The 24004-nt window shown below is 54.0% G+C and carries 19 protein-coding genes; 18 read left to right on the forward strand and 1 reads right to left on the reverse strand.

Annotation, left to right across the window (positions count from 1 at the left end; translation table 11 throughout):
• Positions 1-609: 609 nt before the first annotated feature.
• From rpiB to M3223_RS06730, 14 genes are all read left to right on the forward strand, one after another.
• On the forward strand, positions 610-1092 hold the full coding sequence (gene rpiB, locus M3223_RS06665; RefSeq protein WP_251560303.1) for a ribose 5-phosphate isomerase B: 483 nt from the start codon (positions 610-612) through the stop codon (positions 1090-1092).
• 17 nt (positions 1093-1109) lie between these two features.
• Entirely contained in the window at positions 1110-2057 is a 948-nt protein-coding gene (gene glpX / locus M3223_RS06670; protein WP_251560306.1) for a class II fructose-bisphosphatase, read from the forward strand.
• Positions 2058-2208: 151 nt separating this feature from the next.
• Positions 2209-3138, forward strand: a complete 930-nt coding sequence (locus tag M3223_RS06675) for a carbohydrate ABC transporter permease (protein WP_251560309.1) — start codon at positions 2209-2211, stop codon at positions 3136-3138.
• Between the two features lie 26 nt (positions 3139-3164).
• Positions 3165-3992, forward strand: a complete 828-nt coding sequence (locus M3223_RS06680; RefSeq protein WP_251560311.1) for a carbohydrate ABC transporter permease — start codon at positions 3165-3167, stop codon at positions 3990-3992.
• 25 nt (positions 3993-4017) lie between these two features.
• Positions 4018-7314 carry an alpha-mannosidase gene (locus M3223_RS06685; RefSeq protein WP_251560313.1) on the forward strand — a complete coding sequence of 1099 codons (3297 nt, stop codon included), beginning with the start codon at positions 4018-4020 and terminating at the stop codon, positions 7312-7314.
• On the forward strand, positions 7311-8327 hold the full coding sequence (locus M3223_RS06690; RefSeq protein WP_251560315.1) for a zinc-dependent alcohol dehydrogenase: 1017 nt from the start codon (positions 7311-7313) through the stop codon (positions 8325-8327). Before M3223_RS06685 ends, M3223_RS06690 begins: the two co-directional genes overlap by 4 nt.
• Positions 8328-8522: 195 nt before the next feature.
• Positions 8523-9767 (forward strand): Tm-1-like ATP-binding domain-containing protein, encoded by a 1245-nt coding sequence (locus M3223_RS06695; protein WP_251560316.1) that lies wholly within the window; start codon positions 8523-8525, stop codon positions 9765-9767.
• 13 nt (positions 9768-9780) lie between these two features.
• Positions 9781-11058 (forward strand): RuBisCO large subunit C-terminal-like domain-containing protein, encoded by a 1278-nt coding sequence (locus tag M3223_RS06700; protein ID WP_251560318.1) that lies wholly within the window; start codon positions 9781-9783, stop codon positions 11056-11058.
• Positions 11059-11063: 5 nt separating this feature from the next.
• The gene (locus M3223_RS06705; protein ID WP_251560320.1) at positions 11064-11843 is read left to right on the forward strand and encodes a triose-phosphate isomerase family protein; all 780 of its coding nucleotides are present in this window, start codon (positions 11064-11066) and stop codon (positions 11841-11843) included.
• Positions 11840-12433: a class II aldolase/adducin family protein gene (locus M3223_RS06710; RefSeq protein WP_251560322.1), complete on the forward strand. Its 594-nt coding sequence runs from the start codon at positions 11840-11842 to the stop codon at positions 12431-12433. The genes M3223_RS06705 and M3223_RS06710 overlap by 4 nt, the downstream gene beginning before the upstream one ends.
• 20 nt (positions 12434-12453) lie before the next feature.
• Entirely contained in the window at positions 12454-13263 is an 810-nt protein-coding gene (locus M3223_RS06715) for a sugar phosphate isomerase/epimerase family protein (RefSeq protein WP_251560324.1), read from the forward strand.
• A 41-nt stretch (positions 13264-13304) separates the two neighbouring features.
• Positions 13305-14240: a sugar phosphate isomerase/epimerase family protein gene (locus tag M3223_RS06720; RefSeq protein WP_251560326.1), complete on the forward strand. Its 936-nt coding sequence runs from the start codon at positions 13305-13307 to the stop codon at positions 14238-14240.
• A gap of 38 nt (positions 14241-14278) precedes the next feature.
• Positions 14279-15034, forward strand: a complete 756-nt coding sequence (locus M3223_RS06725; RefSeq protein ID WP_251560328.1) for an N-acyl homoserine lactonase family protein — start codon at positions 14279-14281, stop codon at positions 15032-15034.
• Positions 15035-15076: 42 nt separating this feature from the next.
• Positions 15077-16396 (forward strand): ABC transporter substrate-binding protein, encoded by a 1320-nt coding sequence (locus tag M3223_RS06730; protein ID WP_251560331.1) that lies wholly within the window; start codon positions 15077-15079, stop codon positions 16394-16396.
• 46 nt (positions 16397-16442) lie between these two features.
• On the opposite strand, the gene M3223_RS06735 is transcribed toward M3223_RS06730, so the two are convergent.
• A complete protein-coding gene (locus tag M3223_RS06735) occupies positions 16443-18764 on the reverse strand; it encodes a M13-type metalloendopeptidase (RefSeq protein WP_251560333.1) in 2322 nt (773 codons plus the stop codon).
• A gap of 162 nt (positions 18765-18926) precedes the next feature.
• On the opposite strand from M3223_RS06735, the gene M3223_RS06740 reads away from it, so the two are divergent.
• Genes M3223_RS06740 through M3223_RS06755 form a run of 4 tightly spaced genes read left to right on the forward strand, consistent with a single transcriptional unit; the run spans position 18927 to position 23954 of the window.
• Entirely contained in the window at positions 18927-19661 is a 735-nt protein-coding gene (locus M3223_RS06740) for a response regulator transcription factor (RefSeq protein ID WP_285891160.1), read from the forward strand.
• Positions 19658-21400, forward strand: a complete 1743-nt coding sequence (locus M3223_RS06745; protein WP_251560335.1) for a sensor histidine kinase — start codon at positions 19658-19660, stop codon at positions 21398-21400. Before M3223_RS06740 ends, M3223_RS06745 begins: the two co-directional genes overlap by 4 nt.
• Before the next feature lie 59 nt (positions 21401-21459).
• Positions 21460-22134, forward strand: coding sequence for a response regulator transcription factor (locus M3223_RS06750; RefSeq protein WP_251560337.1), 675 nt, complete (start codon positions 21460-21462; stop codon positions 22132-22134).
• Positions 22131-23954: a sensor histidine kinase gene (locus M3223_RS06755; protein WP_251560339.1), complete on the forward strand. Its 1824-nt coding sequence runs from the start codon at positions 22131-22133 to the stop codon at positions 23952-23954. The genes M3223_RS06750 and M3223_RS06755 overlap by 4 nt, the downstream gene beginning before the upstream one ends.
• Positions 23955-24004: the final 50 nt, after the last annotated feature.

The raw sequence follows: 24004 nt of genomic DNA on the forward strand, positions 1-24004 counted from the left end.
GAGAATTGATTTGTTAAAATGCAAAATAAAACTAGGCCCGTAAGGTCGTCAAACGACCTTACGGGGCGGTCATAGCCGAAAAACGCCCTCGGTAAGGTCACCCAATGACCTTACCGAGCAGGCAAAGTCGAAGATCGGCCTCGGTAAGGTCACCAAATGACCTTACAGAGCAGGCAAAGTCGAAGATCGGCCTCGGTAAAGTAGTCAAACGACCTTACCGAGCATGTAAAGCCGAAGATCAGCCTCGGTAAGGTCACCAAATGACCTTACCGAGCATGCAAAGCCGAAGATCGGCCTCGGTAAGGTCACCAAATGACCTTACCGAGCATGCAAAGCCGAAGATCGGCCTCGGTAAGGTCACCAAACGACCTTACCGGAGCTACAAAGCTCGAAAACCGGCAGTTTAAGAAAGGGAGCAGTCCCTAGTCACATCACGTGACTTAAGGGGAAGCTCGCTTTCTTTTTGTTTTCGATGAAAGCGTAACAAATGAAAGTAAATGAAAATAAAGAAAAGTAGTTGACAAAATACGAAATAAAAAATAAATTAAAGATAAGAACTAGTTGCGGTTCGACGATAAACGATTTGTAAACGGAGGAGAGTGACACAGAATGAAAATCGGAATCGGGGCGGATCAAAACGGATTCGAAATGAAAGAGCAATTAAAGCACTTTCTGCTTGAGCTCGGCCACGAGGTGGACGACTACGGTTGCGATGCCTGCCAATCGGTAGACTACCCTGACATCGCCTTCCAGGTTGCCCAGCACATCTCGGAAGGACGGCTGGAGCGAGGGCTGCTCATATGCGGCACCGGCATCGGCGTGGCGATCGCGGCAGGCAAATATCCCGGCATACGCGCCGCCCTTTGCCATGATCCCTATTCGGCAGAACGCTCGCAGAAAAGCAACAATGCGCAAATTATTACGATGGGGGCGCAAATTATCGGAGTTGAGGCGGCTAAAAAGGTCGTTGAAGCATGGGCTTCATCCTTCTTTGAAGACGGACGTTCCACCGCCAAAATTCAAAAAATTATAGATAAAGAACGGGAGATATTAAAAAACGGTTTCCCGGAAACAAAAGCGGACTCTGAATAAGAGGAGTGAATCTGCCTATGGAGTCAGTTTTATATGATTTTGCCGGAGTTACGGAGGCTGCTGCGCTCGCTTCATATCCATGGATCGGACGGGGCAAAAAAATCGAGGCGGACGACGCGGCTACCTGCGCCATGCGGGAGCGGTTGAACCGGATGAGCATCAAGGGCAGCATCGTCATCGGTGAAGGTGAAATGGATGAGGCGCCGATGCTTTATATCGGTGAAGCCGTCGGGCTTGGAGGCGGACCGGATCTTGATATCGCCGTCGATCCGCTGGAGGGCACCAACCTGACCGTGACCGGAAGCTCACATTCCATTGCCGTTATTGCCGCAGCGCCGAAGGGCATGCTGCTGCAGGCGCCGGATATGTACATGGACAAAATCGCGGTCGGCCCAAAGGCTGCGGGTCATATCGACATCGAAGCGCCGCTGCCGGTTAACATGCGTGCCGTTGCCGCAGCGACCGGCAAAAGAGTTGATGAGCTGTGCGTGATGATTCAGAATCGCGAACGCCATAAGGAGCTGGTCCGCACGGTGCTGGATCAAGGAGCGCGCGTAAGGCTGTTCGATGACGGGGATGTCAGCTTTTCGATCGCAGCGGCGCTGGAGCTTGGCTTGGCGGATTTATTTGTTGGCATCGGAGGCTCGCCGGAAGGCGTCATTTCGGCCGTAGCGCTGAAATGTCTTGGCGGGGAGATGCAGGCGAGGCTGCTTCCGGCTAATGCTGCGGAATATGAACGCTGCGTCAGCATGGGTTTGAGCGATCCTGGAAGACCGCTCGGCATGGAGCAATTGACCGGCTCCGGCGACTGCTTGTTTGCGGCGACCGGCATAACTGAGGGACTGTTTTTACGCGGAGTTCGCGAGTCGGCTGGCGGCAGATCCACCCATACGCTGCTGCTGCACAGCAAAGGCAGAACGAAACGATTCATTGAAACTCATCATTCATCCTTTCTTAAGGAATGAAGTGAAAAATTGGTAATCGAATAATATTGAAAGTAAACGCAAGGAAATTGTAAATAAATAATTGAACAAAGAGAAATAGGAGTGTAGAATCTAACCCATAAGGAGCGACGAAAACGGTTAATGTAAACGCTATCAAGAAAAGAGGTGCGATATGCGGGATAGCGAAACGAAAGTTTTTCCACGTAAAAGGATTCGTTTTCACATCTTTGTGTTTTTGTTCCCTGCACTGCTCGTCTACACCTTATTTATGATGTTTCCCATTTTCGACTCGCTCCGAATCAGCTTTTACGTTATGGATGCCAACCGGATTCCGCGGTTTGCCGGACTGGATAATTACGCCGAGCTGCTGAGCACGCCGAAATGGCGCGAGGATTTGCTTAATGCGCTTCGCAACAGCTCCGTTTTTTTCATCATCAACTTCTGCGTACAAAACCCGGTTGCGCTGTTTTTGGCGGCGCTGCTCGCAACGAAGACTAGAGGCGGGGCTACGTATCGGGCTCTGCTTTATGCACCGACAACGCTGTCGCTCGTCGTAGTCGGCTTTGTATGGCAGATGCTTCTGAATCCGATCTGGGGCATTGTAAAAACGCCGCTTGAAGCGGTTGGGCTGCCCTATCATCCTTGGCTCGGCCTGGAAAGCACAGCCCTCATCGCGATGGCGCTCATTTCTTCCTGGCAGTACATCGGCGTTCCGATTCTACTGTATTACACAGCTCTAATTGCAATCCCCGAGCAGCTGATCGAGGCAGCTCATATCGACGGCGCAAGCGGATGGAAAATTTTCTGGACAATCAAGTTTCCGCTCATCCTGCCTGTGGCCGGCGTCATTTCCATCATGACCTACATTTTCAACTTCAATGCATTTGACATTATTTACGCTCTAAAAGGGCCGCTTGCCGGACCTAATCTCTCCACCGACACGATGATGTCTTTCTTCTACCGCACGTTTTTCGGCCATGAATTCCAGCAGCCGAATCCCGAAATGGGCGCGGCTATCGCTGGCCTGATCCTCTGTATTTTGCTCGTCGGCGTCCTGATCTATTATTTTTGGCAAAAGAAAATCGAAAATTACGAATTATAAGAAGTTAGCGAATCGGGGTGAAAACCGTGGTTGCAAACAGATGGGCTTCTGCCGGCAAACATGCCGTCCTGATCGCATTCAGCTTTTTGGCGATCTTTCCCGTGTTCATCATTATCATGAACTCGTTTAAGACCAGAGCGGCGATCTTCGCCAATCCATACAAGCTGCCTGGATCGGGCACGTTCAGCCTGGCCGGTTACGAAGCCGTTCATGGGCAGTCGGACTTTTTAATGTACTACAAAAACAGCCTCATCATCACAATCGTTTCCATCATTCTCATTACGCTGTTCGCTTCAATGGTTGCCTTCTGCCTGTCGGAATACAAGTTCAGGGGCAACGGCTTCTTCTACATCTTCTTCATTCTTGGCCTGCTGATTCCGATTCGGCTCGGCTCGGTCAGCCTGCTCGACATGATGGTATCCATGCAGCTTGTCGGCACGCTGCTGGCACTCATTCTGGTCTATATCGCCCAGGGGTTGTCGTTAGCCGTTCTGGTGCTGACCCAATTCATGCGCAGCATTCCAAAAAGCATCAAAGAAGCGGCGCGCATTGAAGGCGCGGGCGAATACAAGATTTATTTATTGACGGTGCCGCTCATTAAACCGGCGCTTGCCACCGTAGCCGTATTTACGATCATTCCGATTTGGAATGACATCTGGTTCCCGCTCATACTGGCGCCGGGTGAAGCGACGCGTACCGTTACTTTAGGCGCTCAGCAGTTTCTGGGGCAGTTCTCCAGCGATTGGAACGCCGTTTTGGCAGCGCTTTCGATGTCGATCGTCCCGATTTTCATCATGTTTTTCGTCTTTTCCAAACAGATTATGAGCGGTCTGACATCAGGCAGCGTCAAGTGACGGAACAGGAGGAAGGAGGAGCTGCATGCACAGCATACGGCTGACGGAACGCAAAATCGCCCCGCTTATTACGGAGCTGGAGGAGCGGGCGCGAACGCAGACACTGCCGCTTGAGCCGTTCAGAGTGCATTACGGAACGGAACGGCTTACCGGCGCCGAAACGGACGACCGTGAATGGGATGTTTTGCTCCCGGGCCAATATTGGGGAACAAAGGGACAGCCGTTCACGATGAGAACAAGGTTCGCCGTGCCGGAAAGCTTGAGCGGCCGCATCGAGCTGCTGCTGCCGCTTGGCAACAGCAAAAGCTTGGAAGCGCTGTCGTTTCTGTATGGCCCCGAAGCGCTGGTGTTCATTGACGGGGAGCTTTTAATCGGACTGGCTCCGAACCGCACTCTGATCTCTCTTCCGGAGCGATACCTTGACGGGCGTGAACATCAAATTGCGCTGTACGGATGGACCGGCATACGTGACGAACGGTACGAGATGGGACAGCCCGCAGTTGTGGAGATTCACGACCGGGCGGCGCAGCTGGCGGCAAGGCTTCATGTTTTATATGAGGCCATGCGGTTAACGGCGGATGCACAGCCATCGCGCTCCAAAATGCTGGATCTGCTCGACAAGGTACTGCAGGAGCTGGACTGGACTGGCGGGCAAGGAGCATTTCTGGAAAGCGCCGCCCGCGCCGAGCGCTTGCTGGAGCAGGGGCTTCCGGCATGCGGCGAGCCGCTGCAGGTGACGGCGGCGGCAGTCGGCCATGGACATCTCGATCTGGCCTGGCTTTGGACGCTGGAGCAGACGAAGGAAAAGGGCGCACGTACTTTTGCCAATGTGCTGAGGCTTATGGACGAGAATAAAAGCTTCGTATTCGCGCAAAGCCAGCCGCAGTTATACCGGTATGTGGACGAACGTTATCCCGAGCTTACCGCAGAGATTGACCGGAGGGTAAAGGAAGGACGCTGGGAGGCGCTCGGCGGCATGTGGGTCGAGGCGGATTGCAACCTTTCCGGCGGCGAAGCGCTTGTCAGGCAGTTCATGCTCGGACGCGCTTATTATATGGAACGGTTCGGGCAGCCGGGTTCCCCGGTCGTCTGGCTGCCGGATGTGTTTGGCTTCAATGCCCAGCTGCCGCAGCTGATGAAGCTGGCGGGCATGGACTATTTTGTCACTGCCAAGCTCACCTGGAATCAATATACAAAGTTTCCGTACGACAGCTTCTGGTGGAAAGGGCTTGACGGCAGCTCCATTCTTTCCCATCTGATCGGCACCTCCAAGCCGGGATGGTGGGGAGCGACCTATAGCGCCGACTTGACGCCGGAAGAGCTGATCTCCACCTGGCGGGGACGGCCGCATAAGGAACTGGCGGAAGAAACGCTCATCGCCTTCGGCTTTGGAGACGGCGGCGGCGGTCCGACGCGAGAGATGGTGAAACGCGCGGAGCTGCTCCAGCATCACCCTGGATTACCGCAGGTGAAAAACAGCACGGCGGCCGAATTTTTCGACCGGCTGGAACGCAGCGTCGGCGACCGGCTTCCCGCTTGGGACGGCGAGTTGTACTTTGAGCTTCATCGCGGCACCTATACGACGCAAGCGAGAAACAAGCTGCATAACCGGAAAAATGAATTCCTGCTGCATGACGCTGAATTCCTCGCCGCAATGGCGGCGATGGGCGGACGGAACCGCTATCCAAGGGAACGGCTGCGGGAGGCATGGGAGCTGCTTTGCCTCAACCAATTTCATGACATCATTCCCGGCTCTTCTATTAAAGAAGTGTATGAGCAGAGCGAGCTCGACTACGCGCAAATTCGCGCTGCTGCGGAAGGTATCGTATCCGAGGCGCTGGATGCTCTTGAGGCGGATTTGCCAGAAGACGCGATCTCCGTTGTGTATAATCCGTCTCCGTTCCGCCGCAGCTGTGAGCTGATCGAACTTCCCGCGAAGCTGATCGGAACAGGCGAGGCGTTTGTGTCGGCGGATGACAGGCTTGAGGTGCAGCAGACTGCGGACCCAGGGCTGCTGCTCGCGGAGCTGCCTGATATAGAGCCTTACGGGCATGCCGTGCTGCGCAAGGCGTCTTTTGAAGAGAAAGGTGCAGAACGGCTCTTGTTTGCAGGTTTGGCGAAAGAAGCAGCGGCCGATGCGGCGGCCCATGCGGATGTTTATATGGTGCTGGAAAATGCCGCGCTGCGCGCCGAGCTGGACCGCTGTGGAGACATCGTCAGGCTGTACGACAAACGAGCCGGGCGCGAAGCCGTCGCGGAAGGCGCAAAGGCGAATTTGTGGCAGGCGTTTGAGGATAAACCGCTGGACTGGGATGCCTGGGATATCGATCTCTATTATCAGGACAAAATGTGGGCCGCCGAGCCGGCAAGCCGGATGGAGATCGTTGAATCGGGACCGCTGCGCGGGACAATTGAGATAGAGAGAAAAATACGGGACAGCGTAATCGTGCAGCGCATTAGCTTGACCCGTTCGGGAGCGGCATTGGAGTTTGGAACAAAAATCAGCTGGAACGAAACGCATGTGCTGCTTAAGGTGGCGTTTCCGGTCCGGGTGAACAGCACGCATGCCACGTACGACATTCAATGGGGGAATGTGGAGCGGCCTACACATCGCAATACGCTGGAGGATTGGGCCCGCTTCGAAAGCTGCGCGCATAAATGGGTTGATTTGAGCGAGGGCGACTATGGCGTAAGCCTGCTGAACGATTGCAAGTACGGCTACGACGTTACAGGGAATACGATTCGCATGACGGCGCTGCGCAGCCCGACCTTCCCCGATCCGACCGCAGACCGCGGCGATCACGAATTTGTGTACCGTCTCCTGCCGCATGAGGGAGACTGGCGGGTGACTACATCGGCGGAAGCGTACGCGCTTAACGATCCGCTGATCGTCCATCCCGCAGGAGCCCGCAGGCTCGGGCAGGTAGAAGAACGGACAGCGGATGTCCAGGCGTCAGCAGGGAGCGCTGCATCAGCTCAACTAACTCAAGCCCTGTCAGGCCCGGTACAAGCAGGCTCCTTCATCCGCTCGGACAAACGTCAGCTTCTTATCGAAACGGTAAAGCTGTCCGAGGACGATTCCGGTATCGTATGCCGGGTGTATGAGAACGAACGGACGCGCGGAACCGCGCAGTTGACCGCTGCTTTCCCCGTCGCAAAAGCCTACCTTTGCGACTTGTACGAAACGCCGATTGCCGAGGCTGAGGTTACAGGAAACGTCGTTCGTTTGGAGTACCGGCCTTATGAGATTTTGACCATAAAATTGCTGCCTGTCCGCTCCGGAAACGGCGCTGCAGACGGTGAAACGGAGGGAATGGCATGAACGCGCTGATCGCAATGAGCCATGACAATCTGGAGTACGGCGAAACGGGGGACCCGAAGCTGCAGCCGGGACATGTGCTAATCCGGGTAGCCGGATGCGGCATTTGCGGTACGGACATGCATGTGTATAAAGGAATGGCTTCGACCTGGCCGACTCCAGGCATTCGCGGCCATGAATTTGCGGGCACGGTGCGAGCAATCGCGGAAGATGTAGAAGGTTTTAGTCCAGGCGATCGTGTCGTCGTTCAGCCGCTGTTGTTCTGCGGAGTATGCCGCTCCTGCCTTGCCGGACGCCGCAATTTATGCAGCGACATCAACCTGATCGGCGGGGAGCAGCCGGGCGGATTCGCGGAATACGCCGTTGTTCCGGCAGCCAATCTGTTTCGCATTCCCGATTCTTTGCCGCTCGCGCATGCCGCGCTGGTGGAGCCGCTTGCAACGGCTGTCCATGCGCTGGAGCGCAACTGGTCATCCGAGATGGAAAGCATGGTTATTTTTGGAGCGGGGGCGCAAGGCTTGATGCTGCTTCAGGTGGCGTTATTCCTTGGGATTAAAAAGGTGGCGGTAACCGATGTCGTCGAAAGCAGGCTGGAGCTGGCGATGGAGCTGGGAGCGACACGGGTTATTAATCCGGCAAAAGAGGATACGCTTCCAGCGGTGCTGGAGATGAACGGCGGCGCGGAGGTGGATCTGACCGTAGATGCGGCAGGCATTACTTCGACGAGACAGCAGGCGCTCTCCTGTCTGCGTCCAGGCGGAACGGCGATATTTTTGGCGCTTGGCGCCGCGCCAACGCCGGTGGATTTTATGGGCGTGGTTGGCAAGGAGCTGAAGCTGACCGGCACGCAATGTTACACGGAACGCGATTTCGCGAAAGCAATCCAGTACTTGGCGCATGGCTGCGTATCGGCGGACAAGCTCATCTCCGAGGTGCCGCTCAGCGAAGGCGCTCAGGCGTTCCGCAGACTGGCCGCCGATCCCGGCCGCATGATCAAAGCGGTGCTTGTCCCTTAAACGGCTGGCTGATGAAAGAAGCGAAGCCATAGGTCGAGCTCGTAGAAGCGTCAGCGTTCGCCTTTGACGTCAGATTTCAGCCGCTATGGCGCTTAAATTCAAAGAAATCTGAGGTCAACAGCGATCGGAGAGCCGGCCTTTGGCGCAGCGGCCTACATCATTCAATCAAGGGACAACTGAGGGAGGTTAGGAACGTTGAGCAAACATATTGTTGTCATCGGCACGCTGGATACAAAGGGGCCGGAGGTGGAATACATCTGCAGGCTGATCCGCGACAGAGGCCATATTCCCCTTATTGTGGACAGCGGAATCAAGGGCGTGCCGACTGTAACACCCGATCTGTCGAGGCATGAGGTTGCGGCTGCTTCAGGCACAACCATCGGAGACCTGCTGGCCGCCGGCGACAAAAACGCCGCCATCGAAGCGATGACGCGCGGGCTGGAGCGGCTCGCCCTCCGCCTGTATGGCGAGGGACGCCTCGACGGGCTGCTGTCCATCGGCGGCGTCCAGGGCACGATGATGGCTACAGCCGCTATGCGGACGCTTCCGGTTGGCGTGCCAAAGCTAATGGTGTCGGCGGTAGCCAACGGGCAGACGGCATTTGGCCCGTTTGTCGGCACAAAGGATGTGACGATCATGCACTCCGTTGCGGATATTACCGGTTTAAACGCGATAACAAGAGCGGTATTCCGGCAGGCGGTCGGCGCAATTACCGGCATGGCGGAAATGGGGCCGGACCCCGGACAGGACGATCGTCCGTTGATTGGCATTACGATGGCCGGCGTAACAACCGCATGTGTTATGCGGGCGGTGCCGCTGCTGGAAGCGCTCGGCTACGACACGGTTGTATTCCATTGCAACGGCATCGGCGCCAAGGCAATGGAGGAGCTGGCAGCGGATGGACGGCTGGCAGGCATTCTCGATCTGAGTCCGCATGATGTGTCCGATCTGCTGCACGGCGGAATTATGCCGGCTCATGCCGGCCGCTTCGAAGCAAGCGGACGGCGCGGCATTCCTCAGGTTGTCGCGCCTGGCTGCGCGGACATCGTTTTATACGGGCCGATGTCGTCGGTGCCTGAGAAGGCGAGGGAGAGCAAGTTAGTCCGGCACAATCCCATTCACACCCATGTCAAAGCAGATCGCGCTCAGATGAGGGAAACGGGAGCGTTTATCGGGCAGCGGCTTGCGGCATCGTCCGGTCCGGCTGCGGTGCTGATACCGCTGCGCGGCTTCAGCGAGCTGAATGCCCCGGGAGGCCCGCTCTATGAGCCGGAGTCGGATGCAGCATTTGCGGAAGGCGCGGAGGGGGCGTTGACTGCAGCTGGCGGCGGAGCACGGACATCGCTGCTACGCATCGACGCACATATTAACGATCCCGAATTCGCCGCAGCCGCCGTGCGGGAGCTGGACCGGATGATTCGGGAACAACGCAAAGCATAGGAGGCGAAGCGGCTTGTACACGCTGATGGAAGAAGCAAAAGACGGAGACTACGTGATTGCAACCTATTACATGGCGCTTCGCGCCGGTGACGATATCGTCAAAAAAGCAGCAGCGCTGGCCGTGGGCCAAACGCTCGGAACATGGCTGCCCGTGCCGGGCATTGACGATGCGATGCGGGAGCGGCATATGGGCCGCGTCGTAAATATTTACGACGTGCCGCCAAGTGAGCTGACCTCACCGCAGGACGCAGACAAGCAGCAGGCCTATCTGGTGCAGCTGGCTTTTCCTTCAATTAACTTCGGGGCACAGTTCCCGATGCTGCTGACGACGCTGCTTGGCAATGACGCCTCCACATCGTCACAGGCGAAGCTGGTCGATCTGCAGCTGCCAAGGCAGCTGGCGCTGGATTTTGGCGGCCCGCGTTTCGGGGTTGAAGGAATCCGCGATATGACTGGCGTTTACGGACGCCCGCTCATCATGAATATGATTAAGCCCTGCACCGGCCTGACCCCGGAAGCGGGAGCGGCGATCTTTTACGAAACGGCGCTTGGCGGCGTAGATATCATCAAGGACGACGAGCTGCTTGGCAACCCGCCGTTCAGCCCGATTGAAAAACGCGTCAAGGCTTATGTTCAAGCGGCAGAAAGCGCCTACGGCGTTACCGGGCAGCGGACGCGTTATATCGTCAACATTACCGACAGCCCGGAGCGTATCGCCGATAACGCAAGGCGCGCCGAGGAAGCGGGAGCCGACGCGGTGATGGTCAACTTCGCCGCAGCCGGATACGGCGCAGTCCGCCAGGCGGCGGATGCCGTCAACCTCCCGGTGCTGGGCCATTATGCGGCGGCGGGCATGTATTACGAAGGAGCGTCCTCCGGCATGAGCTCGCCGCTTGCGGTAGGCAGGCTGCCGAGGCTGGCCGGGGCCGATATGGTCGTCATTAATACGCCGTACGGCAATTATCCGCTGCGCCCGGACAAATATTTCCGCACGGCTCATCAGCTGACGCTGCCGTTTTACGGCTTAAAGCCGACGATGCCGGCCGTTGGCGGCGGGCTGCACCCCGGTATGGTAGAGCGTTATATCGCTGATCTGGGCAAAGACATCGTGCTGGCAACAGGCGGCGCGATTCAAGGCCATCCGGGCGGAGCGGCTGCGGGCGGCAAAGCGATGAGGCAGGCTGTTGATGCGGCGATGAACGGCGTATCCGCTGCGGAGCATGCCAAAAGCCATCCTGAGCTGCAGACGGCGCTTGAGCTGTGGCATCGGCCGTCCGGCTCCGGGAGGTGAGCGGGATGAAACGGATGATTTTAGGCTCAGGCTGGAAAATGTTCCTGTCCGACAGCGAAGCGCTGGCTCATGCCGAAGCGATTGCCGCTTACGGAACGGAGGCGCAGGGATTGGAGCTGTTTGTGCTCCCGTCCTTCACGGCGCTGCATCGGGTAACCGAACGTTTGGCGGGCAGCGGCATCCGGGTCGGGGCGCAGAATATGGCCTGGGCGGAAAAGGGAGCTTTTACCGGCGAGGTTTCGGTTCTGTCGCTTAAGGAAATGGGCGTCACGCATGTTGAGATCGGCCACACCGAGCGGCGCGAGCTGTTTGGGGAAACGGTGGCAACAATCGCCCTCAAGCTGCGCACAGCGCTGCAGCACGGCCTCACACCCGTTTATTGTTTTGGCGAAAATGCCGCCGAGAAGCGGAACGGGCAGACGGAGCGTGTCCTTGCCGAAGAGTTCCGCGAGGCGCTGCACGGAATCGGATTTGAGGAAGCGCAGACAATTATTTTTGCTTACGAGCCGGTATGGGCGATCGGAGTGGCGCAGTCGGCAGAACCAGAAGAGGTGAATCCGATTATCGGCTCCTTGCGCAGCGTACTGGCCGAGCTGTACCCGTCCTCCAAGGAAGGATCGGAATTCCGCATTGTTTATGGCGGGAGCGTCAATTTGGACAATTTTCCGAAGCTGCTGGAGCAGCCGCATATCGACGGACTGTTCGTCGGACGTGCCAGCCTTGTGCCGGAAAATTATGCGGAAATGGTCCGGCAGATGACAAGAAAGGCGGCGGAGCAGCGATGAGCAGCAATTTGGCACAGCTGAAAAACGACTTTATTACCGCCGCCGCCCGCTCCTACAACAAGAGCATCCAGCTTGGCAATGGCGGCAACATAAGCGCCAGAGTGCCGGAGCGGCCCCATATGCTGATCAAGCCAAGGGAAATATCGCTCATTGACTGCACGCCGGACAATCTGATCGTGACCGACTTTGAAGGCAATCTCATCGAGGGAAACGGGCTGCCGACGAAGGAGGCGTACCTGCACGGCATGCTTTACAAGCTGTTGCCGGACATCGGCGGCATTGTGCATTGCCACTCGCCGTGGGCGGTCGCCTGGTCGCTGGAGGGACAGGACATCCCGCTGCTGACGCAGCATGCGCGGCTTAAATTGAGCTCGCCGATCCCGGTGCTGCCTATTGATTCGCCAGTTGTCGGGCCGGAGCATTTTCCGGAGATTGAGCAAAAACTGCGGCAGGACACGCGGCTGGAGGCGTTTGTGCTTGCCGCGCACGGCAGCGTCGCTTGGGGGAAAAGCGTCATCGCCGCCGAGCACAACGCGCAGCTGGTCGAGGAATGCGCGCAGATCGCTTGTCTCCGGCGCATGATGAAATAATCAGAAAGGAGGTGATTATGGTGAAACTCGCCATTAACGGTGCAACGACGATGCCATATTCGCTGGAGGAAGACATAACAGCTGCGGCTGCAGCAGGCTTTGCCGGCATCGAGCTTTGGTGGGACAAGGTTAAGGATTGCCTCGAAACTAAAGCTCCGGAATATGTGCGGCTGCTGCTGGACAGGAGCGGACTGGAGGCGGTGGCGATCTGCCCGTTCCTCGTCTCTCCGTTCCGTAACCAAGAGGCGCTGCGCAAAGATTTTGAGCTGGCGGTGCGCGTCGCCGAAGAGATCGAGTGCGGCATGCTTGTTGTATGTCCCGACTTTCAGCCTGCTTCGCTGAGCAAGGAAGAGGCATTGCAGCGTCATGCGGATGAGCTGGCCTGGTACGCGGAACGCGCCGCAGCCGCAGGCATCCGGCTCGCAATCGAGCCGATCGGCGGCCATACGCTGGTGCCGGGACCGCTGGAAGGCTTGGCCTTGATCCAGCGTGCAGGCTCTCCGGCCAATGTAGGCGTCCTGTTTGATACTTTTCACAACTTGCGCTCCGGAATCGGCAACGATCAGCTGGAGCAGATTCCGCTGGACAAGCTTTATATCGTGCATATCAACGATTCGCCTGATTTGCCGCTGAACGAGCTGAAAGACGCCGACCGGGTATACCCGGGGCATGGCATCATACCGCTCCAGGAGGTTATCGGCCTGCTGCGCAGACGGGGATATTCAGGACATCTTTCGGTCGAAATCTTTCGGCCTGACTATTGGGAACGCCCCATCGCCGACAACGTTCGCGATGCCTACGATTACACCGAGAAGCTGCTGAAAGGCTGATGACAGTCAAGCGCAGCCAATAGAAAACAGGAGGAGACCATATGTATCTTGGAGTGCCGACATGGGTGTTTAGCTGGGGAGCGCCGTACGATGACGCAATTCGCCGCATTGCCAGACTGGGAGGCTTTAAAAGCGTTGAGCTTACCGTATGGAATGAAGAGCTGCTGAATGGATATTACACGCCGGCGACGAACCGCCAGCTGCGCCAGCTGATTGCCGACGAAGGACTGAAGCTGTCCGAGCTGTTCTGCATTCCGCTTGGGATGGCCAGCGAAGATCCGAAACAGCGCGCCGCATCCGTCGAATATTTGAAACGGGTGCTGGACGTTGCCCATCAGCTTGGCGCGGATACCGTGCTGACAGTGACATCCTGCCCGTTTGAGCTGGACTTCCCGTTTGAGCAGCTGAAGCCGACCTCGCAGGAATGGACGATTGAGCTGCCAAAAGGATTGGATTGGAAACGCAACTGGTCCGATTTTGTGGACACGATGCGCCAATACGAGGTTCTGCTGGAAGACGCCAACATGCGGATGGCGATTGAGCCGCATCCGAACCGGATGATTCATAACAGCGCGGGCATGCTGCGGCTGATGGATCAGCTGTCAACGAACCGCATCGGACTCAATCTTGATCCGAGCCATCTGTTCCCGATGGGCGAAATGGCGCAAGTGGTCGCTTACGAAGTTGGCGACCGCATTTTCCACACCCACTTCTCCGACAACGACGGCCAATCCAACGCCCACTGGCGCCCCGGCAAAGGCAAAATCGATTGGGGCGCGACGATTCGCGCGCTTGACGATATCGGCTACAACGGTCCGCTGTCGCTGGAGCTTGAGGATGTGCCTGGCGCAGCCGGATATCCGGGCTTCAACCGGTCACCGCATAGCCAGCCGGAGCTGCTGGAGCGCGAATACCGTCTGGCGCGAGATTATATCGTCCGTGCGGCGGAAGAGCAAGGCGTCACAATCGAGCTTTAATCCATGACAATACTACAATTCAAATTCAGGAGGATATTATGAACTACACAATCAAACCGATTATTACAGGCTACCAGCTGCTGGACAAAGGTAACTACGCGACATTCCGTCAAGGGAACGGAGAAATTGTGGAATTCCCGGTATTCTGCTTCCTCGTTGAAGGCGGCGGCAAAAAGATTCTTGTTGATACGGGCATGAGCGATACGGAGCACTCGATCAAATATCATCATGACGGCAGACAAGACCCGGGCCAGGCCATTCACGAGCAGCTCGCTTCCATGGGCATCTCGACGGATGAAATCGAGCTGATTATTTTCACGCATCTGCACTGGGACCACTGCTTCAATCTGCATCACTTCCCGAACGCGAAGCTGGTGGCAAGCCGCATTGAGCATGAATTCGCGGTCAATCCGATTCCGTTCTACTGGAACTCCTACGAGTACCCGGAAGCGACCGGCCTGACGCCTCCGTTTGCAGGCCGCACCTTTGATCTGGTGGAAGGCGACGCCGACATTATCGAAGGAATCAGCGTGTTCCCGACACCGGGTCACAGCCCGGGCCATATGGCAGTTTCCGTACAGACTGAAAAAGGCAAATATGTAATCGTCGGCGACCTGATGTTCGTTCGCGAAAATATGGAGCCGGACAAAAAACACGGTTGGCCGTTGACGCCTCCAGGCCGTTTTGCCAATGTGATCGAGCTGTGGCACAGCATGGAGGAAGCCATCAAACGCGCGGATTATATTCTGATGTCGCATGATCCGGAGCAAATGGGCGTTAAGCAATATCCATGAATTAAGTAAGTTAAGACAACTCAAACGAGGGGGATTGTCGACATGAGAAAGAGCTGGCTGGCAAGCACTGTACTTGTAATGGCACTGGCGGCTGCAGGATGCGGCGGAGGCGGCGCGCAGACGCAAGGAGAGAACAACAACGCGGGAACGGGCAATGGCGGAGAGAAAGTGAAGCTGACGATTGAAAGCTGGCGCACGGACGATATGAAAGTTTGGAACGAGGTCATTTTGCCGGCGTTTGAGGCAAAATATCCTAATATTCAGGTTGAGTTCAAGCCTACGCAAAATACCGAATACGGCACATCGCTTTCGACCAAATTATCGGCCGGCACAGCAGGGGATCTCATCATGGTGGAGCCCTATGATTTCCGGATCGATATGGCTAAAAACGGCTCGTTTGCCAAGTTGAACGATCTTGAAGGTCTGAACAAGGGCAACTTCCCAGAGATGGCTCTTGACGCATGGAAACTTGACGACGGCACACAGTTTGCCGTTCCCCTCGCATCCGTGCTCCATGGCTATATTTACAACAAGGCAATTTTCGACGAGCTGAAGCTGCAGGTTCCGACGACCCGCGAGCAATTTTTCCAGGTGCTGGACGCGGTCAAAAAGGATGGCAAGTATACGCCGTTTGCAATGGGCACAGCCGACCAGTTCGTGCCGGGGCTGCTCGGGTTTAACCTGAACGTGCCGGGCTTTAACAAAGGTGAGGAAGGACGCCTCGCGCTGATTGAAGGCAAACAGAAGTTTACCGACGCGCCTTATGTGCAGACGTGGGAATTCCTGCGCAAGCTCGCCGATTATATGCCGGATGGTTATGAGTCGATTACGTATGCCGATATGCAGAACCTGTTTATGTCCGGACAAGCGGCGGTTTATCCGGCTGGCTCGTGGGAGATTTCGATTTTCAAAGATAAAATCGGCTCCCAGTTCGAGTATGGGGCCTTCCCGCTGCCGGTTGAAAAAGAAGGCGACACCGGTTATATCAACAACCATCCGGACAGCGGCATGGCGCTGAACGCCGCCACCAAACATCCGGAGGAGGCGAAGCAATTCCTGCAATGGCTCATGACGCCGGAGTTCGCCGAGCTTTGGAACAATGCGCTGCCGGGCTTCTTCTCGCTCTCCAGCCATAAGGTTGAGCTGAAAGACCCGCTGGCTCAGCAGTTCATGAGCTGGGTGAAGGACGGCAACTCTTCGCCAAGGCTTGCCTACCAGCTGCTTTCACGCGGCGAGCCTAACACCGACGCTGAACTGGGACGCATCTCGGCGCTTGTCATGAACAAAAAGATGGAGCCTGCTGAGGCGGCCAAAACGATTCAAGACGGTCTGGACGGCTGGTTCAAGCCGCAGGCGAAATAATAGAGAAAGCGGCAGGCGCGTTTATGCGCCTGCCGCTTTTTTTGGTTTACCAAATTCGAAGCCTATCCTCCGGGGCAATGTACATGGCATCGCCTTTTTTGACACCAAAGGTGGAGTAGAACTCATCCGTGTTGGCAATAACCGTATTTACCCTGACCTTATGGGGCGAATGCCGAGAGGTGATAAAAAACATTTCTTCAAATTCAGGGCGAGTCTCTCGTCTCCACACGGTAGCCCAGGATTGATAAAACTCTTTCAGATTGGCATCCGGCAGCTGTTTCACCGCTTCGAGCGCGCCTGTGAGTCCGCCAATGTCGCCGATGTTTTCGGAAACGGTCATTTGTCCATTGATTTTTCGGCCAAAGTATTCCACTCCATTGTATTGGTCAATAACGGTCTGCGCGATGTTTTCGAAGCTTTTGTAGTCCTCAGCCGTCCACCATCTTCGCAAATTTCCAACCTCGTCATATTTGGCTCCATTTGTATCAAAGCCGTGCGTAATTTCATGCCCGAGAATAGCTCCTAAACCGCCATAATTCCGGCTGGCGCTCTGGTTTTTATCATACACCGGCGCCTGGAGAAACGCTGCGGGAATCGTCGCCGTGTTCGTCAATGCCAAATAGGAGGCGTTCACTGTATTGGGCGACATGAACCACTCATTGCGATCAACAGGTTGATCTATTGTTGAGAAGCTGTTTTTCATGATAATCGTTTGTATGAAACGGTCGTTTTCAAGTAAGGTTTTATTTTCATCTACCTTAAACATCGAATAAACGTCATCCAGCTGATCGGGATAACCAACGAGTGTGTTCATATTGTCCAGTTTTTTAATCGCTTCTTTTTTCGTTTGCTCCGACATCCAGTCATTTTTCACAAGCTTGTTTTTGTAAACTTCAATCAAGTTCTTAAGCATGTTCGTAACATCCTGTTTTGCTTCCGCGCCAAGGTATTTCTGGCCATAATAGTAACCGGCAACATATTGGAAGGGCGAATTAACAAGATTATAAATCTTGTCTTCCATTTTTTCCTCACCGAAAAGCGCTTTTTTCAATTGAGACGATGTTTGTACAAAATCATCCGATAACAGAGGCGCAGATCTTAATACAAAAGTGGCGTACGTCCAGCTTTTCATTTTTGGCCAATTGTTCTCATGGACAATTTTGTCCAAGTTCTCGAAATACTTTACTTGCGCGAGAGAAATATGCTTCGGAGCTTTCCCGGTAACATCGATCAGGAATTGTTCCAGATCCATATTTTTGCTGTATGCTTTTAACTCGGTGATCGTTTTCGGGTTATAAATCAATTCAAAATTGGCGAGTTCTTCCGAGCTTAAAGAGTACTGCATATACTCGGTTTCGAAAGCCACTGCCTCACTGGCAATGCGGTCCGCTTCCTGCTGCGTTTCTCCAACCATGACTAATAGTTCCGACAGCATTTTTTTGTATAACCCTAAGTAGGTTTTGCTCTGAGGATTATCAGGCGAGTAGAAGCTCTTATCTGGCAAAGCGGGTACAGGGACATCAATATAAAGGGCGTTTTTGGTCGCGTTTTTCATATCCGGCAAATCGAACATTGCAAATGGCAAGCCTAGTCCTCTAAAATAAAGATCCTTTTGATTTTTTTCAAATTCCGCCAAACTGTTGATTGATTTGATGGCTGCGATATCCGCTTTAATGGCTTCGTATCCTTGCTTGTTTAACGTTTGTCTGTCGGCGGCAAGCTTATAAAATTGAACCATGTTGCCGATCTCGTCATCGGTTTTATCGCGGCCCTCAGCCGCCATCTTTCTGAAATCCGCGGACAACAGCTTTTTGATATTCGTACCTAGATCTTCAAAAAAGCCTGTTGTCATTTTACCCGGCGGCAATTCCGTGGATTCCATCCATTTCGCATTCACAGCTGCATAAAAATCGTCTTGCAGGCGAACTTTGGGATCGGTCGGTTTGGAGGTAAGGCTAATCCGGCGCGACGACGGATCCCAACCAACTTGATAACCTCCAGCCTCGGCGACAAAACGAAGCGGCGCATAAGTCACACTCCGAATTTGCTTAGGCGCCGTATTAACCTTGACCGATTTTCCATTTGCCGTTGCGTTTGTGCTGCCAATTTGCATTGAAATAGAGAAGTTCTCTTTTGTACCGCTGACCGTGCGGGTCGTTTTATCCCATTTCATTGCGGCGCCGAATTCCTGCAAAAGCGGGCGTAATGGAACGAGGGCTACCCCTTTTTCAATGAATAGCTCGGATTGATCGAATTGGATTTTTTTTCCGTTTATCCAAACGGTTGTGGCTTGATCGGATGCTTGTACAGAAGAGACGCCGGAAGCAAGCAGGCTTACGGATAGGAAGACGGCACTGATCTTTTTCATAAATACACTCCTATTTTGTGAAATAACTAACAGCAACTATTTCCTATCCTACTCGCGTCAATGAAACGGAGCCTAAACAAATCGATGAACGGAAGCTTAACTTTTCTTCCGCCGTTTAGGTTGTGTTAAGGTGAATGTGCTACGATGAAATAGGGTGAGTTGATGACAAATATATCCAATATTAAAATCGCTATTGTGGACGACGAGCCTTCAATTGCCACGATGCTGCAAATGGTGCTTCGCCGGGCAGGCTTCCATCAGCTGTACACGGCTGCAACCTGTGCAGAAGCGCTTAGCCTGGCTGCGCGCGTAGTCCCCGATATCATTCTGCTTGACATTATGCTTCCCGACGGCAGCGGACTGGAGCTCTGCTCCAAGCTCCGTGAATACGGGAATCCCCATATTTTGTTTCTGACGGCCAAGGCTTCCGATCTCGATGTGCTGCGAGGCTTCGCCATGGGAGGGGACGACTATATTACAAAACCGTTCAATCCTCTGGAGATAGCCGCAAGAATTCAAGCGCGCATACGGCGTCTGGAGCCGGAAGCTCCCGTATTCGATTCAGCGAACCGGCCGGATACGGGAGTTTACCGGTTCGGCCGTTTCACCGTCAAGGAAGCGGAGGGCGAGCTGAACGTGGAGGGGAAACAGGTTAGTTGCCCCGCGCAGGTTTTCCAGCTGCTGGTTCATTTCTGCAAACATCCCGGAATTGTATTTTCCAAAACGCAGCTCTACGACAAGGTTTGGGGAATTAACCGACAGGGAGATGACTCGACGGTGATGGTGCATATCCGGCGCATAAGGGAACGGATCGAGATCGATCCCGGTAATCCGCAGCTGCTGCTCACCATACGCGGGATCGGCTACAAGCTGGTGAGGGAGTCCCCGGAGCCATGAAGATCAGGCAGCGCATGTCCTTCCACTTCACGTATCAGTTAGTCTTTTATTCCTTGCTGATTGTGACCGTTACTTTAGTTGCTGGACTGCTGTTCATCCAGAACATGAGAACGAACGAGCTGCGCCGGAACTTCCCGGTCGGCGCTCTGCAATTGATCGCCCAAGAGACTAAATACAAGGATGGAACGATTCGAATATCTGCTAAATGGGGCGAGCTCATCGAGGAAAAAGGAATGTGGCTGCAGGTTGTCAGCGCCGAAGGAGACGTCATTTACGGTGCCAATACAGCCCCCCATTCAACGCTGCCGGCCTCTTATTCCATGACTCAATTGCTCGAGATCGAAGAGACAAGGAAGCTAGGGGAGTATGCCGTACACACTCAGCTGAGTTTTGCTTACGAACAACCGCTCCTGTACTTGCTCGGCTATCCTAGTCCTGGTCTTGACCGGCTCGTCGTCTGGTTTGACGCCTATGAGGAGGCGGGTCTGGTGGAGAGCAAAACGCTTCCCCTACTGGACCGGCGGCTGCGCGATAACGGCAGTTATTTGCAGGTAGTCGACCCCTCGGGCCGGGTCATACAAGACATCGGGGATAAAACATACGCGCAGAAGGGGTATCGTCCGCTGGATATACTAGCCATCGAGCAGTCGCCCGGCAGCAACTACGATACTTCGATTGTCGCGCATCGGGATCAGCGCAGCGGAATGACTTGGATTCTCTATACAGCCAATACAGCGGGAGAATCTCTGAAACATTCTACGCTGGATACGGCAACGCGCGGACTTGTCTGGTTTTCGGCTATCATCCTGCTGTTGGCCGTTCCCCTTTCTATCTGGCACGGCTACCGCTACAGTCGTCCGCTGCTGCTGTTTGCAGGCTGGTTTGAACGGATGGGCCGCGGACAGTACGATCAGGTGCTGACCGCCAAGGATAAACGCAAAATATTCCGCCGAGACGGAAAGATGCGAATCCGCTACAGGTTGTATAAGGAAGTGATTGAATCCTTTTATCAGATGACCTTTAAACTGGCTCAATCCGAGAAGGAGCGCGGGAGACTGGAAAAGGCGCAAGCGGATTGGATGTCAGGAATATCCCATGATTTGCGTACGCCTCTGTCCACCATTCAAGGATACGGTTATATGCTGGAGAGCTTGCCGGAGCAATGGAGCCAGGAGGAGCTGCGGACGATGGGGACGACGATCCGTGAGAAGGGGGATTATATGCTGGAGCTGATATCCGACTTCTCGATGATTCATCAGCTCAGGCAGGGCGATTCAATCATGGAGCTGCGGGAGACGGATCTGGATGAGCTGGTACGGTATTCCGTACTGAAATACGTTAACGACACGACCATGTCGGAGTATCATTTTCACTATAACGGGAAAGAGCGTCCGCTGCGAATACAAGCTGATGAAACGTGGCTGCATCGTCTGATGGACAATCTGCTGTCCAACGCCGTGAAGCACAATCCGCCGGGTGTGGACGTCACCGTCTCCATCGGCGCGCTGAACAATATGGCATGCATAAGAGTTATCGATAACGGCAGGGGAATGGACGAAGAAACGCTGCATCATTTATTCAATCGCTACTACCGGGGAACGAATACGAATGAATCGACGGCTGGCTCCGGGCTCGGAATGAGCATTGCCAAAACGATCGTGGAAGCGCATAACGGTAACATTCAGGTCCAATCCGAGCTGGGGCAAGGCACAAAAATTGAAATTTTGCTGCCCTGTTAGTAGACTGCACTTGATGACATAATACAACTGATCTAGCCTACGGTCCCGGAGGATGAGAAATGTCAAAAACAATTTTAATCGTGGAAGACCAGCAGGTGCTGCGGGAAATCATGAAGGAATACTTGGCGGATGAAGGCTACCGCGTACTGGAAGCCGGCGATGGCAAGCAGGCTTTAGCACTATTTCAAGAGCAAGAAATCGATCTGGTCATCCTTGACATTATGCTGCCAGAAGTGGATGGCTGGTCAGTCTGCCGGCGGATACGCAAAACGTCCAGCGTGCCGGTGCTTATGCTGACCTCCCGGTCGGACGAGGATGATACTCTGCTGGGATTTGAACTGGGTGCGGATGATTACGTTGTTAAACCATGCAGTCCGCCTATCCTGTTGGCGCGGGTGAAGCGTCTTCTGAGCGGTCAGCCGCGGCATCAATCGCGAGAAACGCTGTCCGGCGGGGCGATCACATTAAATTTGCCTTCGCGAAGCGTTACGCTTAACGGCTTGCCTTGCAGCCTGACCCATACGGAATTTGAGATTTTAGCCTGTCTGATGGGGAGTAAAGGCGTGATCTTCACAAGAGAGCAGCTGATTACGAAAATTTGGGGATATGACTTTGCGGGGGATGACCGGACGCTCAGCAGCCATATCCGCAATCTGCGCGCCAAGCTCGGAGAACATGCCGATCATATTGTTACGGTTATCCGTACCGGCTACAAATTTGAGGACAGCCCATGAGAAAAAGCATTGTTTTTAAGCTATTTTTACTCACGGTAAGTTTGTTTCTCTTTATTCTCGCAGGTCTTTTTGTTGGACAAACGATGTTTTTTGAGCAATTTTATGTCTCGCAGAAAGTGGCGAACGTACAGAGCGCGCTGGACGGCTTATCAACAGAAGAGTGGGAAAAGACACGGAATTCTCAAGCCTCCTTTGAGATGGAACAGCAATTTTACCAAACGTATAACACTTGGGCCGCCCGGTTAGACGCTTCAGGTTATCTAGCCAGCACCGATAATTTCAAAGCCGAGGTAAAGCTGGACAGCGTGCCTGATGCTCCGGCTCTCTCTAATACAACCTTCTCCATTCCTTTGTACACCGTCATGAATGTAGAAGAGCTTAGAAGCGATAATCCCCTTCTGGCTGATTTTTTTGTTAAACCTGGAGAACGTATCGCTATAGAAGGTCTCCTCATAAATGGTCAGTTTGTGCCGCAGCGGATTGCTAGCCAAAACTCTAATTTGAGAGAGGAGGGACGGCTTGAGAATACCCCTTTCGTCAACAAGGAATACAAAGTCGCCTCCCGCTTGGGTGCGACGGAATATCGGAAGCATTACACGAGCATTCTTGTGCTCGGAACGGTAACCAAGCTTGAAACACCGGAAGGAGCGGCGGAAGCCCGTTACACGAACCACTTGTTTCTGGAGCAAATAAAGTCGTTTCAAGCGGACCTGCTCTATGGAGAATTTACCGAAAAGGGAAATGCAGTTATTGACTACGTGGAAAATAATGTTCCCTACAAAATCTTCGTAAACCAGCGGAGGGACAGCTCCGGAGCTCCCTATTATCTGTTTGCTATGACGTCCTTGCAGCCTGTAAACGAGGCAGCGGGGGTCATGCGCAATTATTACATCTATATCGGTTTTGGCGCATTGCTGGTTGTTGCTCTCGTTTCCTTTTATTACGCACGCCGCATTGCCCGACCATTGCTTCGCGTGAATGAAGTTACGCAGCGAATGGCCAATTTGGATTTCTCCACCCGCATTTCGGTGAACACGGAAGATGAAATTGGACAGCTGTCGCAAAACATCAACGGACTTTCAAACATGCTGCATGATCATATCAATCGGCTGGAACAGGATATTGAGCAGGAGAGAAGGCTGGAGCAAACGAGGAAAGCGTTCATTGCCGATGTTTCTCATGAGTTAAAAACGCCGCTCAGCATCATGGAAAGCTGTCTTTACATTATCCAAGACAAACCGGACAGCCCCAAACGGGAGCACTACTTTTTGGCCATGAAAGATGAGGTCCAGAAGATGAACCTGTTGGTTGGCGACATGCTGGAGCTGGCGAAGTACGAATCCGGCACGTATAAAATGGAGATGTCCGTCTTCCGCATTGATGCTTTGTTAGAGAAGGTTTGTGACAAGCTGGCTTTGGATATAAACGATAAACAGCTGCGGCTGCACACTCAATTCATTCCCCTGGAAGTCGTCGCCAGCGAGCAGCGCATTGAACAAGTCATTGTTAATCTCCTCACCAATGCCGTCCGTTATACGCCGGAGGGGGAGAACATTGTAATTAAGATGACGGAAAAAGCGAAATCAGTTGTCGTCATGATTGAAAATTACGGCGCCCGTATCCCGGATGAACAGATGAGCAAAATTTGGGACCGTTTTTATCGGATCGACGAGTCCCGCCAGCGCTCAACGGGCGGAACCGGTCTAGGTCTGGCGATATGCCGGCAAATTCTTAACCTGCACCATGCGCGGTACGGAGCGGTCAATACTGAGAACGGCGTGCAATTCTATTTTGAATTAAGCACAAAGCAAGATGCGTAGAACTTTATGTTCTGCGCTTTTTTTATTTCATCTGCATCTGGTCTGCACAT

The organism is Paenibacillus pasadenensis (assembly GCF_023715725.1).
GTDB classification, from domain to species: domain Bacteria; phylum Bacillota; class Bacilli; order Paenibacillales; family Paenibacillaceae; genus Paenibacillus_O; species Paenibacillus_O pasadenensis_A.

Bases quoted from the DNA above. Each gene is read 5' to 3' on its own strand.
- M3223_RS06690 (WP_251560315.1), top strand. From the start codon at position 7,311: ATGAACGCGCTGATCGCAATGAGCCATGACAATCTGGAGTACGGCGAA.
- M3223_RS06745 (WP_251560335.1), top strand. From the start codon at position 19,658: ATGAAGATCAGGCAGCGCATGTCCTTCCACTTCACGTATCAGTTAGTC.
- M3223_RS06740 (WP_285891160.1), top strand. From the start codon at position 18,927: ATGACAAATATATCCAATATTAAAATCGCTATTGTGGACGACGAGCCT.
- M3223_RS06710 (WP_251560322.1), top strand. From the start codon at position 11,840: ATGAGCAGCAATTTGGCACAGCTGAAAAACGACTTTATTACCGCCGCC.
- glpX (WP_251560306.1), top strand. From the start codon at position 1,110: ATGGAGTCAGTTTTATATGATTTTGCCGGAGTTACGGAGGCTGCTGCG.
- M3223_RS06675 (WP_251560309.1), top strand. From the start codon at position 2,209: ATGCGGGATAGCGAAACGAAAGTTTTTCCACGTAAAAGGATTCGTTTT.
- M3223_RS06725 (WP_251560328.1), top strand. From the start codon at position 14,279: ATGAACTACACAATCAAACCGATTATTACAGGCTACCAGCTGCTGGAC.
- M3223_RS06755 (WP_251560339.1), top strand. From the start codon at position 22,131: ATGAGAAAAAGCATTGTTTTTAAGCTATTTTTACTCACGGTAAGTTTG.
- M3223_RS06685 (WP_251560313.1), top strand. From the start codon at position 4,018: ATGCACAGCATACGGCTGACGGAACGCAAAATCGCCCCGCTTATTACG.
- rpiB (WP_251560303.1), top strand. From the start codon at position 610: ATGAAAATCGGAATCGGGGCGGATCAAAACGGATTCGAAATGAAAGAG.
- M3223_RS06735 (WP_251560333.1), bottom strand. From the start codon at position 18,764: ATGAAAAAGATCAGTGCCGTCTTCCTATCCGTAAGCCTGCTTGCTTCC.
- M3223_RS06705 (WP_251560320.1), top strand. From the start codon at position 11,064: ATGAAACGGATGATTTTAGGCTCAGGCTGGAAAATGTTCCTGTCCGAC.
- M3223_RS06720 (WP_251560326.1), top strand. From the start codon at position 13,305: ATGTATCTTGGAGTGCCGACATGGGTGTTTAGCTGGGGAGCGCCGTAC.
- M3223_RS06730 (WP_251560331.1), top strand. From the start codon at position 15,077: ATGAGAAAGAGCTGGCTGGCAAGCACTGTACTTGTAATGGCACTGGCG.
- M3223_RS06750 (WP_251560337.1), top strand. From the start codon at position 21,460: ATGTCAAAAACAATTTTAATCGTGGAAGACCAGCAGGTGCTGCGGGAA.